The sequence below is a fragment of the Olleya sp. Ti.3.14 genome (assembly GCF_038154885.1).
Taxonomy (GTDB): domain Bacteria; phylum Bacteroidota; class Bacteroidia; order Flavobacteriales; family Flavobacteriaceae; genus Olleya.
This window is the reverse complement of sequence record NZ_JBAKAO010000002.1, coordinates 417,309-433,216: the sequence shown is the minus strand read 5'-3', so window position 1 is coordinate 433,216 and position 15,908 is coordinate 417,309. Positions and strand designations below refer to the sequence as shown.

Genomic DNA, 15,908 nt, shown 5'->3' with positions numbered 1-15,908 from the left:
TTGATACTTTAGAAGCTGAGCAAATCACGCAAAACACTGCTATTACTGCTAATGAAACTGCAATAGCTGATCATATTACTGCTGATGAAGATACTGATGCAACTAATGAAATTCAAACAGTAGAATCTACTGATGGCTCTGTTGCAATTACTGCTAATGGTAATGACTTCGATTTAAGCGTTACTCCTTTTGATGACTCAACATTACAATCTCAAATCACAGAAAACGCTGATGATATTGATGCAATCGAAGCGGAACAAATTACTCAAAACACTGCTATAGCTGATAATACTGCAAACATCACAACTAATACAGATAGTATTGATACTTTAGAAGCGGAACAAATCACGCAAAACACTGCTATTACTGCTAATGAAACTGCAATAGCTGATCATATTACTGCTGATGAAGATACTGATGCAACTAATGAATTACAAACAGTAGAATCGACTGACGGTTCTGTTGCAATTACTACTAATGGTAATGACTTTGATTTAAGCGTAACTCCTTTTGATGATGCTCCACTTCAATCTCAAATCACAGAAAACGCTGATGATATTGATGCAATCGAAGCGGAACAAATTACTCAAAACACAACTATAGCTGATAATACTACAAATATTACAACTAATACAGATAGTATCGATGTTTTAGAAGCTGAGCAAATCACGCAAAACGCTGCTATTACTGCTAATGAAACTGCAATAGCTGATCATATTACTGCTGATGAAGATACTGATGCAACTAATGAATTACAAACAGTAGAATCGACTGACGGTTCTGTTGCAATTACTACTAATGGTAATGACTTTGATTTAAGCGTAACTCCTTTTGATGATGCTCCACTTCAATCTCAAATCACAGAAAACGCTGATGATATTGATGCAATCGAAGCGGAACAAATTACTCAAAACACAGCAATTACTGCTAACGAAACTGCAATTGCGGATCATATTACTGCTGATGAAGATACTGATGCAACTAATGAAATTCAAACGTTATCTATTAGTGGACAGGATGTTACTCTTAGTAATGGTGGAGGAACAATCAATATACCTGTAACATCAGGACCTGAAGGACCTCAAGGTCCTCAAGGTGCTCCAGGAGTTGATGGTGCAGATGGTGCAACTGGTCCACAAGGTCCTCAGGGTATTCCCGGAACTGATGGTGCTGATGGAGCAACTGGTCCACAAGGTCCTGTTGGTCCTTCAGGTACATATATTGGACATTTTATAATCTCTGCAACAGGAAATCAAACAATCACTGGTCTTCCTTTTCAACCTTCTCAAATTAGCTTTCAAGCATATCCTAATGTAGAAAGTGAAAATATAAATGCTGATAATGGCTTAGGAAATAACAATAATGGATTTAATAATTCTTTTGGATCTATGACAGGATATGTTAGAGGTACGACGCAACAAGTTATATATGTTGGAGGTAGCGGTTCTTCAATTAACGATATCTCTCGTTACGCTTCAAGTTCTCATTGTATTGGGATAAGGTATTCTAATAATAATGGAGATAATTTAGGACTAACTTCAGCTAGTTTTGTTTCATTTAATCCTACTGGGTTTACTGTAAACGTAGATAATAGAACTGAAAACATACTTGTAATCTTCACAGCATATGAATAAGTTACATCACATTATAATAGTGTTAGCGATTTTATTTTCTCAAAATGGAAATGCACAAACTGCATTTCACAATTTTGGAAACGTGCAAATACACAACCAAGGACAAATTGGATTTCATACTAACCTAGAAAATGATGGCGCATTTAATGAAAACTTAGGAGTTGCTGGATTTTACAATGAAGATAATCCGTTAACCATTTCAGGAACTAGCATTCCAAGGTTTTATGATATGGAAGTTGCGGTTGACAATCATTTATTTTTAGAAATAAGTACGCAAGTAACAAATGGCTTAGACTATTTAATTGGAGACATCATTACACCACGTGAAACTCCAGAAGTTTCGCTTGAATACTTTGACAATGCCATTTACACACTAGAAGATGACCTAAGACATGTCGACGGTTATGCTACTGTAATTAGCACTGAAGCCTTCAACTTCCCTATAGGACAAGATGATAAACTTAGACCTTTAATTACTCCGTCTCAATTAGCATTAGAAAAATTTACTGCAGCTTATTTTAATGAAGACCCTAACTTCCCTTCTACTTTCAGCGACACTTTTGACACCAATAATTCTGAAGGAATTATAAATACTGTCAGCACTGAAGAATTTTGGGACTTTAATGGACGTAAAGCAACTTATATCACATTAACTTGGGACCAAGAAAGCCAAATAAACAACTTAGTTACGGATCTTATAAATTTAAGAGTTGTTGGTTGGAGTAAGGCTGAAAACAGATGGTTAGACCTTGGTAATTCCGCAACAACTGGAACCCTTAATAATGGTACTATAAATTCATTTGTTTTTACTCCTGAAGATTATGAAATTATAACTTTTGGAGCCCTAATTGGTAGCGATGGACTAACGGTCTACAATGGTATAAGTCCAAATAATGATGGGTTAAATGAAAACTTTATAATAGAAGGTGTCGAGTTATTTAAAAATAATCTACAAATTTTTAACCGTTGGGGAAGAATTGTGTACGAAACCGAAAATTACGACAATACCTTTAATGGCGTATCTAATAAAACTGTAGTTGGTAATCAAGGCGAAAAATTACCTGTCGGCACTTATTTTTACGTATTAAAACTTACCGATGACAACAAGAGTTATTCAGGATATATTTATATAACTTATTAAAATCTAGAAGTTTTTTATAATAAAACTAATACCCTTTGCCATAATGAATTTATGCAAAGGGTGTTTTTTTCCTAGTATTAGTTTATTTTTTTTAGAATGCTTGAGATTTTAATTAATGTAAAGCAAAAAACCATAGCAATAATTTAAGTCAAAATTAGTTAATTTTGACATGTGACTTTCACAAGACTAATAGACTTAAACATATGCAACCTAATTTAAATCAGATTATAAATACCGATATAATTATAAAACAAATATCTGGTAAAGCAACCATACCTATTAGACATGCTGTACTAAGACAAGGCAAACCTATTGAAGCCTGTTATATTCAGCAAGATGATTTAGAAAACACATATCATTTTGGATTGTATTACCAAAACAATTTAGTTGCTGTATGCACATTTGTTGCGGATCGCTCTCCTCTATTTAATGATAAAACACAATACAGACTGCGCGCTATGGGTGTTTTAGAAAACTATCAAGGCATGCATTTTGGCAAACAGCTACTAAATTATGGCGTTCAGTTTTTACAAACTAAGAAAATTGATAGACTATGGTTTAATGCCAGAATTAAAGCTTTAAACTTTTATAAAAACAATGGTTTTGAAACTATTGGAGAAATTTTTGACATCCCAGAAGTTGGACCGCATTACGTCATGCACAAATCTATAAAATGAAAAAAAACACACTATTAAACTTTATAGTATTTATTGTAATTTCAATAGCTACACTACCACAACTTGCATTTAATCAATCTAGTATTTCTGAACAAGAATTAATAGGAAAAGGTAACCCTCAATTATTTGGAAATGGATATAATCTAAGAGAAGAAGCCCATATAGCCTTTAAAAAAATGCAAGCTGCAGCTTTAAAAGACGGAATTAGTATTGGTACAGTTTCAAGTTACAGAAGTTTTGCACATCAAAAACGCATTTGGGAACGCAAATTTAAAAGTAATAAAGCAAAAGGATTATCTAGTCATGATAATATCAAAAAAATAATAGAATACTCTACAATTCCTGGGACATCACGTCATCATTGGGGAACAGATATTGATATTTACCAAACCAATGTTAAGCAGCCAAACAATGTTTTATTGCCTAAAAACTATCATAACAATGGTCCATATTGTAAGCTAAAAGAATGGATGGATACTAACGCTTCCACTTATGGTTTTTATTTAGTATATACTGACAATGCTAATCGTAGAGGCTTCAAATACGAACCTTGGCACTTTAGCTACAAGGCACTTTCAGCTCCATATTTAAAAGCTTACAAAAACTTAAATATCACAGAAATATTAAAAACTGAAGGATTATCCGGAATCGACTCATTTACAGCAGATTTCATCAAAAAATATATCTCTCAAAATATTTTAGATATTAACCCAGAACTTTTGTAAATTGTAACATTAACACATTGATATAATGAGAGGAAACTTAAAAGGACGACTATTAATTGGCCTATGTATTGCTGCTTTTTTTGGCTTTAAATATTGCAGTCAACAAGAAATAAATCCTTACACAGGAAAAAAACAAGCCATATCCATGACACCAGATCAAGAAATCCAAATGGGATTGCAAAGTCGTGATCAAATGGCTGCTCAACATGGTGGTTTATACGCCAATGAAAATTATCAAGCATTAGTAGACAATGTTGGAAACAAACTAGTCAACAACAGTATTGCTAAGGACACACCTTATAAATATGAATTTCACTTATTAGCAGATCCAAATACTATTAATGCATTCGCATTACCAGGAGGACAAATATTTATCACATACGCCTTATTTTCTCAATTAGAAAACGAGGACCAATTAGCTGGCGTTTTAGGTCACGAAATTGGTCACGTGTTAGGAAAACATAGCGCAGAACGTATTGCTAATTCAGAGCTTTGGCAAGGTCTATCAACTGCTGGATCTGTAGGTGCTGATGCTGGAGGATTTATACAACAGTACGGAATGACAAAATTACTAACTAATGGTCGTGATGATGAGTTAGAAAGCGATGATTTAGGTGTTCGTTTTATGCTGCGTGCAGGCTATAATCCAGAAGAAATGATAGATGTAATGGAAATTTTAAAACGTGCTGCAGGACCTAACAGACAACCAGAGATGCAAAGCACACATCCTGACCCAGACAACCGCATTGAACATATTAGAGCGTCTATTAAAAAGTATAGTCTTAACTAAAACGATATAGTAAATAAGCCTTAAAGTCCTGCAATTGCAGGACTTTTGTTTTTATATTTGTATAAACAAAATCTAATAAAATGAACAAAAAAGTAATCTTAATGATTTTAGATGGTTGGGGAAAATCTCCTGACCCAAAAGTCTCTGCAATAGATAATGCTAACACACCTTTTATAGATAGTTTATATCACAATTACCCAAATGCACAATTACGCACAGACGGATTACATGTTGGCTTACCAGAAGGTCAAATGGGTAACAGCGAAGTTGGTCATATGAATTTAGGTGCAGGACGAATTGTATACCAAGATTTAGCAAAAATTAACTTAGCAATTGATAATAATACATTAGCACAAGAACTCGTCTTAATTAACGCTTTTAATTACGCTAAAGCGGAAAATAAAAATGTTCATTTATTAGGGTTATTAAGTGATGGTGGAGTCCACTCTCACATTAATCATTTAAAAGGACTTATTACTGCAGCAGAAGCTTCTGGTGTAAAAAACACTTATATTCATGCCTTTACAGATGGTCGTGATGTTGATCCAAAATCAGGAAAAGGGTTTGTTCAAGACATCGAAGATTTCACTCTAAACACTAATACAAAACTTGCTAGTTTAACAGGTCGTTACTATGCAATGGATCGTGATAATCGTTGGGAACGCATTAAATTAGCATACGATGCTTTAGTTAATGGTACAGGAGAAATATCAAATAACTTACCACAAAGTGTGCAGAACAATTATGATGCAGATATTACAGACGAATTTATAAAACCAATCATAAAATCAAATGCTGAAGGGCTTCCGTTAACTACCATTAAAGAAGATGATGTTGTTATCTTTTTTAATTTCAGAACAGATCGTGGACGCGAACTAACAGATGCGTTATATCAAAATGACCATCATGAGCAAAACATGCATAAATTGAAATTGTACTACGTGACAATGACAAATTATGGTGATGCTTTTACAGGAATTAATGTGGTGTTTGATAAAGATAATATTACTGAAACCTTAGGTGAAGTATTAGAAAAACACAATAAAACACAAATAAGAATTGCCGAAACAGAAAAATATCCTCACGTAACATTTTTCTTTTCTGGAGGACAAGAAACGCCTTTTAAAGGTGAAAGTCGCATCTTAAAAAATTCGCCTAAAGTTGCAACTTATGACTTAAAACCAGAAATGTCTGCGTTTGAGTTAACAGATGCTTTAGTCCCAGAATTAGAAAAAGAAACTACGGATTTTGTTTGCTTAAATTTTGCAAATGGTGATATGGTAGGTCATACAGGCTCTATGCCTGCTGCAATACAAGCTTGTGAGGTTGTGGACAAATGTGTAGAAAAAGTGGTGACTACTGCTTTAGCACATGGCTACACAACGTTACTGATAGCAGATCATGGTAATTGCGAAACAATGATTAATCCTGATGGATCTCCAAATACAGCACATACCACTAATCCAGTGCCACTTATTTTAATTGATAAAGAATTAAAAACAATTAAAGATGGTGTTTTAGGTGATATGGCTCCAACTATATTAAAATTAATGGGTGTAGAACAACCAAAAGCAATGACTTGTCATAGTTTAGTGTAGCAAAAATTTAATATTAAATATCAAAAAACGTTCTATTATAATCGATAGGACGTTTTTTATGTTTCAAAAATTAAAACTAAATCAAACATTTATAATGTCTTAGTATTACTTAACTCCTCTTTCTTTTTATTTCTTTTAAAGTGAAATAAAAATTCATTCTGCTCTTAAAACAAGAGGACAGCTAAAAAACAACCCAATTAATTTATAATACACCTTATTCTACTCATACGTCAGTTCGAGTGCTTTTTGAGGCACGAAAAAAGTGTATCGAGAACTCCGTTTTAATTAATTTTGAGTTTCATTCTAATTGAAGTACCACTATTAAGATTACCCTTTACTTTATCAATAATTATTGTATTTTTGGATTCAATTTTTATATTAAATGAAGCTTTCCAAAGGACTTATAATTGCAGTAGATTTTGACGGAACCATAGTAGAAGACGCGTATCCTGGTATTGGACAAGAACGTCTTTTTGCTTTTGAAACCTTAAAACGCCTGCAAGCTGATGGTCATCGATTAATTTTATGGACTTACAGACACGGAAAAAAACTTGACGAAGCTGTTGCTTATTGCCAAGAAAATGGTATCACATTTTATGCTGTAAACCAAAGTTTTCCTGAAGAAACCTTTAACAGTGAAGTAAGTAGAAAAATCCATGCAGACCTATTTATAGACGACCGTAATATTGGTGGTATATTAGGTTGGGGAGAAATCTATCAGATGTTAACTAACGACACTCCCCAAATACCTAAACCAAAGAAAAAAAGTTGGTTTAAATTTTAATACTTTATTAAATCAAAATATTGCCTATCAATAAGTTCTCGGTGGTCTGGATGTGCAATATTAACTAATGCTTTGACACGTTCTTTTATGGTTTTTCCATATAAATTAGCAACACCATATTCTGTAACTACATAATGCACATGCGATCGTGTTGTTACTACGCCTGCTCCAGGTTTTAATGTTGGGACAATTCTACTAATTCCATTTTTAGTAACCGATGGTAGTGCTATAATTGCTTTTCCGCCATCACTTAAAGATGCTCCTCTAATAAAGTCCATTTGTCCTCCTACACCAGAGTACATATGTGCACCAATACTATCTGCACAAACTTGACCAGTAACATCAACTTCAATTGCACTATTAATGGCTACCATTTTAGGGTTTTGTTTAATAATTGAGACATCATTAGTATAATTTGACGCTCTCATTTCTACAAAAGGGTTATCGTCAACATAATCATACAAACGTTGTGATCCCACTAAAAAGGTAGATAAAGCACGACCTCTGTTAATAGCTTTATAGTTTCCGTTTATTACATTTTTTAAAATTAAGTCAATTACACCATCCGAAAACATTTCGGTATGCAACCCTAAATCTTTATGGTTTGTTAATCTAGTCAACACAGCATTTGGTATAGACCCTATTCCCATTTGTAAAGTGCTTCTGTCTTCGATTAAATTAGCCACATAATCACCTATAGTATTTTCTATAGCATTTGGTAACACCATGTCATGTCCAGGTAAAGGTTGATGACTTTCAACAAACGTATCAATTTCTGACACATGTATAATTCCTGCTCCATGTGTTCTTGGCATAAATTTATTTACTTGAGCAATAACTGTTGTTGCATTATCAATTGCTGCTAAAGTAGCTTCAACAGAAACACCTAAAGAGCAATACCCATGTTTGTCTGGTACAGATACGTGTATAAAAGCCACATCCAAATTAATAATGTTTCTTTTAAACAATACAGGTAGTTCACTTAAAAAAACAGGTGTGTAGGACCCATTGCCTGCTCTTAAAGTATGTCTAACGTTTTTTCCTATAAAAAAAGAATTAACATGAAAACTATCTTTTAATTCTGGATTAGCGTAAGGTGCTTCTCCTTCGGTATGTAAGTGACAAACCTCTACATGCTTTAACTCTTCATGTCTTTTAGTCATCGCCTGAATTAACGACTGAGGTGCTGCTGCTGCTGCCTGAATATAAACACGATCATTAGATTTTATAACTTTTACAGCGTCTTCCGCTGTGACTGATGTAAACATAATTGTAATTTTTAGAGTACAAAAATAATACATCAAAATACTTTAAAACCTGCTAAATGTCATGTCTTCAAAATTAAAAAAGCAGTTTATTTTAAGTATATTTGCACATATTTTTTTAACCATGATTATAGTAAAAACAAAAGAAGAAATAGAATTAATGCGCGCAGCTGCATTAGTTGTTTCTAAAACATTAGGTGAAGTTGCTAAAGCAGTAAAACCAGGTGTTACCACTTTACAATTAGATAAAATTGCTGAAGAGCACATCAGGGATTTAGGTGCTGTTCCAGGATTTTTAGGATTATACGATTTTCCTAACACCTTATGTATGAGTCCAAACTCTCAAGTGGTGCATGGTATTCCTAATAATACGCCTTTAGAAAATGGAGACATTATATCTATAGATTGTGGCTCAATTTTAAATGGTTACTATGGTGATCACGCCTATACTTTTGCTGTAGGTGACATTGATCCTGAAACCGAAAAATTACTACAAGTGACTAAAGAGTCTTTATACGTTGGTATTAAAGAGTTTAAAGTTGGTAATCGCGTTGGAGATGTTGGTTATGCCATTCAAAAATATTGCGAAGATCATGGCTATGGCGTTGTACGTGAATTGGTAGGTCATGGTTTAGGAACTAAAATGCATGAAGATCCAGAAATGCCAAACTACGGTAAACGTGGTCGTGGTAAAAAATTTATAGAAGGTATGGTTGTGGCTATTGAGCCTATGATTAACCTTGGTACGCAACGTATTAAACAACACAGAGATGGTTGGACAATTACTACATTAGATGGTAAACCAAGTGCACATTTTGAGCATGATGTTGCTATCGTAGATGGTAAACCTGAGTTGTTATCAACCTTTGCATATATTTATGATGCTTTAGGTATTGTTAGCAATGAAGAAGACGAGTTTAGACAAAACCCATTAGTTTTATAAATTTTAAAGATGTCCATTAGCCATTTAGAAGATCAACTTCAGCCTTTAAGACAAGCATTAAATACTCACAAATTATATTCTGTTTTAGCTAACATTGAAGATGTTAAGGTGTTTATGGAACAACATGTGTTTGCTGTTTGGGATTTTATGTCGTTATTAAAAGCGCTTCAAAATCAATTAACTACAACAACTTTACCTTGGATTCCTGTTGCAAATCCATCTACTGCTAGATTTATAAATGAAATAGTTTTAGGTGAAGAAAGTGATATAAATGAGTTAGGTCAAGCAAAAAGCCACTTTGAAATGTATCTAGAAGCGATGCAACAAGTTGGAGCTAATACAGATCAAATACATCATTTAATATCCTATTTACAACAAGGTTTTTCAATTAATGAGGCTTTAAATAAAATCGAGTTAAACCCTGAAACTTTAGCGTTTGTAAATTTCACATTTGAAATAATTAAAACAAATCAAGCACATAAAATAGCAGCAGCATTTACTTTTGGTCGTGAAGATGTTATACCTGACATGTTTTTTCAGATTATAAATCAATCTAAAGCCGATCAAAATAGCTTTAACAAACTAACCTATTATTTAAATCGTCATATCGAGTTAGATGGTGATGAGCATGGTCCTTTATCTTTAAAAATGATTGAAGAACTTTGTGCTAATGATGCCAATAAATGGGACGATGTTTTAGACGTTTCTAAACAAGCATTAAACTACCGTATTAAGTTATGGGATGGTATTTACAACTTAATAACAGCACACGTAGCAGTTGAAGCTTAAGTCCTTTGAAAAAACTATTTAAACTTATATTAAATCTAATACCTAGACCTTTACTAATAAGGCTTAGTTACATAGTACGTCCTATTCTAGCTTTTTTTTTAAAAGGAGATACGTTTACAGACCCAATTGATTGCAAAAGCTTTAAAAGCTTTTTACCATATGGTTATGGCACACAACGCAATAACGTCTTGTCTCCTTCTACCCTAAGTTTAGAGCGTCATAGGTTATTATGGTTATACTTACAAAACGAAACCGATTTTTTTACAAATCAAAAAAAGGTACTACATTTTGCACCAGAGCAATGTTTTTTAAAACGTTTTAGAGCCTTAGACAATATTGATTATACAACAACAGATTTATTATCTCCAATTGCAGATGTTAAAGCAGACATTTGTAATCTTCCGTTTGAGGATAACAGTTATGACATTATTTTATGCAACCATGTGCTAGAACATATTCCAGATGACACTAAGGCTATGCAAGAGTTATATCGTGTTATGAAACCTGGTGGTTATGGCATATTTCAAATTCCGCAGGATTTGACTAGACAAACTACTTTTGAAGACGATAGTATTACTGATAAAAAAGAACGTGCTGAAATTTTTGGCCAATACGACCATGTACGTGTATATGGCTACGACTACTTTAACAAACTAAGAGACATTGGTTTTATGGTGAATGAAGTAGATTATACTGGCAAACTTTCCGCGAAAGCGATAGAAAAATACTGCTTAGCAAAAGGCGAAATTATACCTGTCGTTTACAAAAAACAATAACCTAAGATTTTAAATTATGACTGCACAAATATTAATTGCAACAGGAGCTTTATTTGGTATGCTATCTGTTATTTTTGGAGCATTTGGAGCACATGCTTTAAAAAAGATTTTAACTACTGATCAATTACATAGTTTTGAAGTTGGCGTTAAATACCAAATGTATCACGCTATTGTTTTACTTGCTTTAGGTTATGGTCAAGGTCCAATGACTACTGCTATTTATTGGTGTTTTGTTATTGGAATACTACTGTTTTCGTTTAGTATTTATGGTTTAATTTTATCTGATGCTAAAGGTAAAAAATTAAAATTTTTAGGTCCTATAACACCAATTGGCGGTTTACTTTTAGTGACAGGTTGGTTGTTATTGATTGTTACTATATTTTAAAATAAAAAAAGCTACATTTAAGTAGCCTTTTTTGTTTTGGTCTTATTTGATTACGATATCAAATTAACAACAATCTGCTGCTCAGTAACACCTCCAAAACCGTCGGAAGCTACAACTACAATAGTATCCTCTCCTCCTACAAATAAATTATAGTCTATAATATAAGTCAATACAGTTAAGTTATCGGATAATAAATCTCCGTTTAAATAAATTGCATAAACGACGTCCTGATTATCGGGATCTACAGATGCAGTCCAATTAAAAGTTATACCATCTGCTGTAGCGACACCTTCAGTTAAGGTAAAAGTACTTGGATTATTATTTACTTGTGATTGATCGTCGTCTGCATTACAATTAAATAGTAATACAGTTAAACATAATAACATTAGGGTTTTAAAATTTTTCATAATTAGTTGAATTTTTAGATTATTAGTAACGTCTTTATTAATGATAGGAACTGTCACACGACTCTGCTGTTTTAGGACAACTTGCTTTATGCTGGTCTCTTAATTTCCAAACTCTGAGTGTTTTTTGACCTTCAGGACTTTGCCAGTAGGCATCGTTTTAAGTCTTAATGTACTCCGCATATTTTTTACCTTCAGCTTTTACAATCTCTAAATCTGCTTCTTCTTTAGCTGTTGTTGTGTGTGCTGCTTGTTTTGCTTTCATTGCTACTAAATAATCGGTAATCATTTTTTTATTATCCTGAGACATCAATGCTTTATACTCTGGTGCTTTGGTATAATCTACTTCGGACTTTGTGTTTAACGCAACGTCTTTTACTTTACTTAAAAATTTACCAAACTTTTTCTTCTTTTTCTTTTTTGCTGGTTCTTCTCCATCTGGTGTTGTACCTTTTAATACATAAACACGACTAATTTCTGAGAATTCGGTTTTGCTTTTAAAGTTTTTAAGGAAAAACACGTAGTTGCCTATTGCCACATAACCTTCATAATACCCATTATGAAAAGCAATAGAGGTAAATGGGTAGTTAATTAAATCTATATAGGTTTGTTTAGTCATGTCCTGCCAATATTTGACAGATTGCTCTCCATCTTCTGAAATAGATAAGATTTCTATACCACAAGGGATATTTTCGTGTCTTCTTATTTTTATCTGTACTTCTTCTGGTTGTCTTCCTGGATTAAGATGTGCGTAAAGCTTGCCTTTATTATCTTTTCTAATAGCTCCATATTCTAAATAGGTAATACTATCTCCATGTTGTTCTAAATTTTCGAAAATTGTGTTTTGAGCAAATGTACTTGTGGTTACTAATGCAATAAAAAATAAAATAATGTACTTCATAATATATTTGTTTCTGGTTTGATACAAATATGAAGCGATAATAGTAATCCATTTTCTGCTTTTTTGTGAATGGTAGGGTTTTATTAATGAATAGCAACAAAAAAAAGGAAAGCCAAATTGACTTTCCTTTTTTATAAAATTAATAGATAGCTTTATTCTTTAATAAATCGCTTTACATGTTGATTTCCGTTTACATCCAATATTTTTATTAGATAAACACCGTTTGAAAGACTAGAAACATCTACGATTTCAGAGTTAGTTTTAACAACTTGTTTTCCTAATAATGAATAAACAGATATATTAGAAATAGCTGTTGCTGTTTTTATATTTAAGGTAGATTTTGTTGGGTTTGGGTATAGTGAGATTGAGTTAGATTGAATTTGAAAATCCTCTATGTTTAATGTGAAATTAGTACACTCTGAATCTAACTGATAAAATTCGGTAATTGAATTTTTAAAAGAATTACTTTGACTAAATGAAGGATCATCAACAAAAACACAAGTCAGATTAGGCGATCCAATAGTTTCTATATATAAATTATTGGCCACATTGGTTCCTGTTCTTAAATCAATATTTGCTAGAGAATTACCACTAACGTAAATATAATTTACATCCAAATTTGAAGAAAAATCTAAATTACCTAAGTTATGTACATTTTGGGCTTCAAAATATTGCAAATTAGTAATAGTTGATACATCAATATTTGTTAACCCTGTAAAACTTACTACAATGGAAGTCGCTAATTTTAATCCATCGATATTTAAAGTCATTAATGGATTATTACTAATGTAAATATTGGTTAAGTATTTATGCGCTCTCAAGTCCATGTTAGAGATATTATTATTATCTAAATCTAAACTCGTTATATATGCAAAAGCTTGTAAACCCTCTATGCTTTGGATCCCGTTAACCCCTAAGTAAGCACCTCCTGTAAAACTTTTAGCTTCAGACACTTGTATTTCGGAATCACCATTACTATTTATAGTTATATTATTTAATAAACTAGTCTTAAGTGACGTATCTGGAATATTAACAATTGCTGTATTACAATCAAGAGAAAAAATTGTGTATGCATTAACATTGGTCCAATTTGCCTGACTGTAATTGACATTATCAACTTCTACACAGTATAAAGCGTAGTTGTTTGACACATTAAAATTAGCATTACTAATAGCATTATTATTTGTGTTTTTAATGTTTAAACTTACTAAATTATTGTTTTGAGCCTGTAAACTTGTTAATGCAATATTGGATGATAAGTCTAAAGATTCTAAATTATTATTACTAATATCTAAACTAGTAATATTTACAAATGCCTCGATACCTTGACTATTACTTATATCTAAATTAGATACATTAATAGCTCCTGTATAATTTATGGCTTCAGCAGTTTGTATATCATTATCTCCATTAGTGTTGATGGCTGGATTAGATATCAAGTTTGATTTTAAATTAGCATCTGGAATATCTACTACCAATCCATTATTATACAACGCATTTACTTCGGCAGCTGTAATTTTACGCTCAAAATAATAAATATCATCCATTACTCCGTCGTATCTATTATTACCAGTTGTACCACCTGTTAAAGCATTATTTAAATCGCCACTATTTAACATCCCAACTTCCTGAACACCGTTAAAAGGCACAGTGGTTAAAACAAAGTCGAGTTGTAGTACATTATCAATGTACAATTGTTTGATATACTGTTGATCAACACCATCATTTTCCTTTCCGACAATAGCTACAATATGGTGCCAATTATTATCTAAAACGTTACTAGCTATATATTGGTTGTCTGGAAAACTACCACAAGAAAATCCATAGGAACAAAAATACCCAGTCCTATAAAATATAGAATTACCTGTTAGTCCTAAAATCCAACCATTTTCTTGCACATTATCGTATTGATGAAATAAAATACCATCTGTAGTCGATTTGATCCAAAAACTTAAAGATAGTTGGTTACCAGAATAACCAGAACGATTGGGCATTACACCCATGTTATAATGTCCGTTATTTAAGTCGACAGCGGAATTTGAATTACCAAAACGGTCATCTACAAAAGTTGGAGTCCCATAACCTGTATTAACAACCAAATCATAATTACTACCTACTTGATTGGTTATATCACCATTTGTAAAGGAATAGTGCTTAGTTGCATCTGATGGGAATTGCGCAAAAGCATAACCACTAACTAGAAGCAACACATAAAGTAATTTTATTCTCATAATATATTTAATTTTAAAATTATGGAACAAAAATGCTAAACTATAGACTTTAATTTTTAAACTTTTTAGTGAATGGTAAGTATTTGTAAATGAATGGTTATTTTAAAATACACGATTAATAATATCCATAAATTCATCCTTACGGTCTCTTGCAATTGGAATGCTTTTATTATTACTCATTATAACTTGAAGGCCATCTTTTTTAGTAATTTCCGTCATGTACTTAAGATTAATTAAATATGATCTATGTGGTTTATAAAACAATGGTTTATTGCTTAATTGCTCTGTAAAATGTTTTAGCGTTTTACAAATTAATTCTGTTTTACCATTTTGCAAAAACACTTTGGTATATACACCATCTGCTTCAAAAAACAAGATATCTTCATGCGAAACAAATCGTATTCCTTTAGGGACTTCTAATGCTATTTTATTTAATGCTAATTGTTGAAAATTACGCTCTAGATTAAGTAATTTTTCTTTTATAAAATTTTCTTCTAAACTATCAGATGCTTTATTAATAGCTATTTTCAATTCGTCTATATCAATTGGTTTTAATAAATAATCTACAGCTGATAACTTAAACGCATCAATCGCATAATGTCCGTAAGCAGTCGTAAAAATGATTTGAAAATTAATAGTATCATTTTTAAAGAACTCTAAAATTTGAAGCCCAGAATGGTTAGGCATTTCTATATCTAAAAACACGACGTCTGGTTGTTCTGCTTTTATTATTGCTACACCTTCCAATAAATTTTCTGCATCAAAAACGGTTACAATTTCTGGACACTCCTCCTCTATTAAGGTTTTTAAAATACGTCTAGCTCTTTTTTCGTCGTCTATAATTATCGCTTTCATTGTCTAATTT

General features: G+C 32.3%; 16 protein-coding genes. 11 read left to right on the top strand and 5 right to left on the bottom strand.

Annotated features, from left to right (window positions below):
• The 7 genes from V6251_RS06130 to V6251_RS06100 form a co-directional block, all read left to right on the top strand.
• A partial coding sequence (locus V6251_RS06130; RefSeq protein WP_341587438.1) for a collagen-like triple helix repeat-containing protein occupies window positions 1–1,634 on the top strand: 1,634 nt, incomplete at its 5' end.
• Window positions 1,627–2,775, top strand: coding sequence for a gliding motility-associated C-terminal domain-containing protein (locus V6251_RS06125; RefSeq protein ID WP_341587437.1), 1,149 nt, complete (start codon window positions 1,627–1,629; stop codon window positions 2,773–2,775). The genes V6251_RS06130 and V6251_RS06125, both read left to right, overlap by 8 nt.
• Before the next feature lie 203 nt (window positions 2,776–2,978).
• Window positions 2,979–3,452, top strand: a complete 474-nt coding sequence (locus tag V6251_RS06120) for a GNAT family N-acetyltransferase (RefSeq protein ID WP_341587436.1) — start codon at window positions 2,979–2,981, stop codon at window positions 3,450–3,452.
• Window positions 3,449–4,177 carry a M15 family metallopeptidase gene (locus V6251_RS06115; RefSeq protein ID WP_341587435.1) on the top strand — a complete coding sequence of 243 codons (729 nt, stop codon included), beginning with the start codon at window positions 3,449–3,451 and terminating at the stop codon, window positions 4,175–4,177. The genes V6251_RS06120 and V6251_RS06115 overlap by 4 nt, the downstream gene beginning before the upstream one ends.
• A 22-nt stretch (window positions 4,178–4,199) precedes the next feature.
• Complete coding sequence (locus V6251_RS06110) at window positions 4,200–4,967, top strand: M48 family metalloprotease (RefSeq protein WP_145006400.1); 768 nt, start codon at window positions 4,200–4,202, stop codon at window positions 4,965–4,967.
• Between the two features lie 80 nt (window positions 4,968–5,047).
• The gene (gene gpmI, locus V6251_RS06105; protein ID WP_341587434.1) at window positions 5,048–6,565 is read left to right on the top strand and encodes a 2,3-bisphosphoglycerate-independent phosphoglycerate mutase; all 1,518 of its coding nucleotides are present in this window, start codon (window positions 5,048–5,050) and stop codon (window positions 6,563–6,565) included.
• 382 nt (window positions 6,566–6,947) lie between these two features.
• Entirely contained in the window at window positions 6,948–7,349 is a 402-nt protein-coding gene (locus tag V6251_RS06100) for a BT0820 family HAD-type phosphatase (protein WP_341587433.1), read from the top strand.
• Here V6251_RS06100 and V6251_RS06095 read toward each other — a convergent pair.
• On the bottom strand, window positions 7,346–8,617 hold the full coding sequence (locus V6251_RS06095; RefSeq protein ID WP_099567935.1) for an acetyl-CoA hydrolase/transferase family protein: 1,272 nt from the start codon (window positions 8,615–8,617) through the stop codon (window positions 7,346–7,348). The two genes, V6251_RS06100 and V6251_RS06095, sit on opposite strands and share 4 nt — an antisense overlap.
• Before the next feature lie 121 nt (window positions 8,618–8,738).
• Here V6251_RS06095 and map point away from each other — a divergent pair, with 121 nt between their 5' ends.
• From map to V6251_RS06075, 4 genes are read left to right on the top strand one after another with little or no spacing between them, the layout of a single operon-like run.
• On the top strand, window positions 8,739–9,557 hold the full coding sequence (gene map, locus V6251_RS06090) for a type I methionyl aminopeptidase (protein WP_341587443.1): 819 nt from the start codon (window positions 8,739–8,741) through the stop codon (window positions 9,555–9,557).
• Window positions 9,558–9,566: 9 nt separating this feature from the next.
• Window positions 9,567–10,346 (top strand): DUF3050 domain-containing protein, encoded by a 780-nt coding sequence (locus V6251_RS06085; protein WP_341587432.1) that lies wholly within the window; start codon window positions 9,567–9,569, stop codon window positions 10,344–10,346.
• Between the two features lie 5 nt (window positions 10,347–10,351).
• Window positions 10,352–11,122, top strand: coding sequence for a class I SAM-dependent methyltransferase (locus tag V6251_RS06080; protein ID WP_341587431.1), 771 nt, complete (start codon window positions 10,352–10,354; stop codon window positions 11,120–11,122).
• A gap of 16 nt (window positions 11,123–11,138) precedes the next feature.
• Complete coding sequence (locus tag V6251_RS06075; protein ID WP_341587430.1) at window positions 11,139–11,507, top strand: DUF423 domain-containing protein; 369 nt, start codon at window positions 11,139–11,141, stop codon at window positions 11,505–11,507.
• 50 nt (window positions 11,508–11,557) lie between these two features.
• Here the strand turns inward: V6251_RS06075 and V6251_RS06070 are convergent, their stop codons facing one another.
• The 4 genes from V6251_RS06070 to V6251_RS06055 form a co-directional block, all read right to left on the bottom strand.
• Window positions 11,558–11,914, bottom strand: coding sequence for a hypothetical protein (locus tag V6251_RS06070; RefSeq protein ID WP_341587429.1), 357 nt, complete (start codon window positions 11,912–11,914; stop codon window positions 11,558–11,560).
• A 157-nt stretch (window positions 11,915–12,071) separates the two neighbouring features.
• On the bottom strand, window positions 12,072–12,812 hold the full coding sequence (locus V6251_RS06065) for a hypothetical protein (RefSeq protein ID WP_341587428.1): 741 nt from the start codon (window positions 12,810–12,812) through the stop codon (window positions 12,072–12,074).
• A 152-nt stretch (window positions 12,813–12,964) separates the two neighbouring features.
• A complete protein-coding gene (locus V6251_RS06060; protein ID WP_341587427.1) occupies window positions 12,965–15,043 on the bottom strand; it encodes a T9SS type A sorting domain-containing protein in 2,079 nt (692 codons plus the stop codon).
• 102 nt (window positions 15,044–15,145) lie between these two features.
• Window positions 15,146–15,898 carry a LytR/AlgR family response regulator transcription factor gene (locus tag V6251_RS06055; protein ID WP_289045975.1) on the bottom strand — a complete coding sequence of 251 codons (753 nt, stop codon included), beginning with the start codon at window positions 15,896–15,898 and terminating at the stop codon, window positions 15,146–15,148.
• Between the last annotated feature and the right edge of the window lie 10 nt (window positions 15,899–15,908).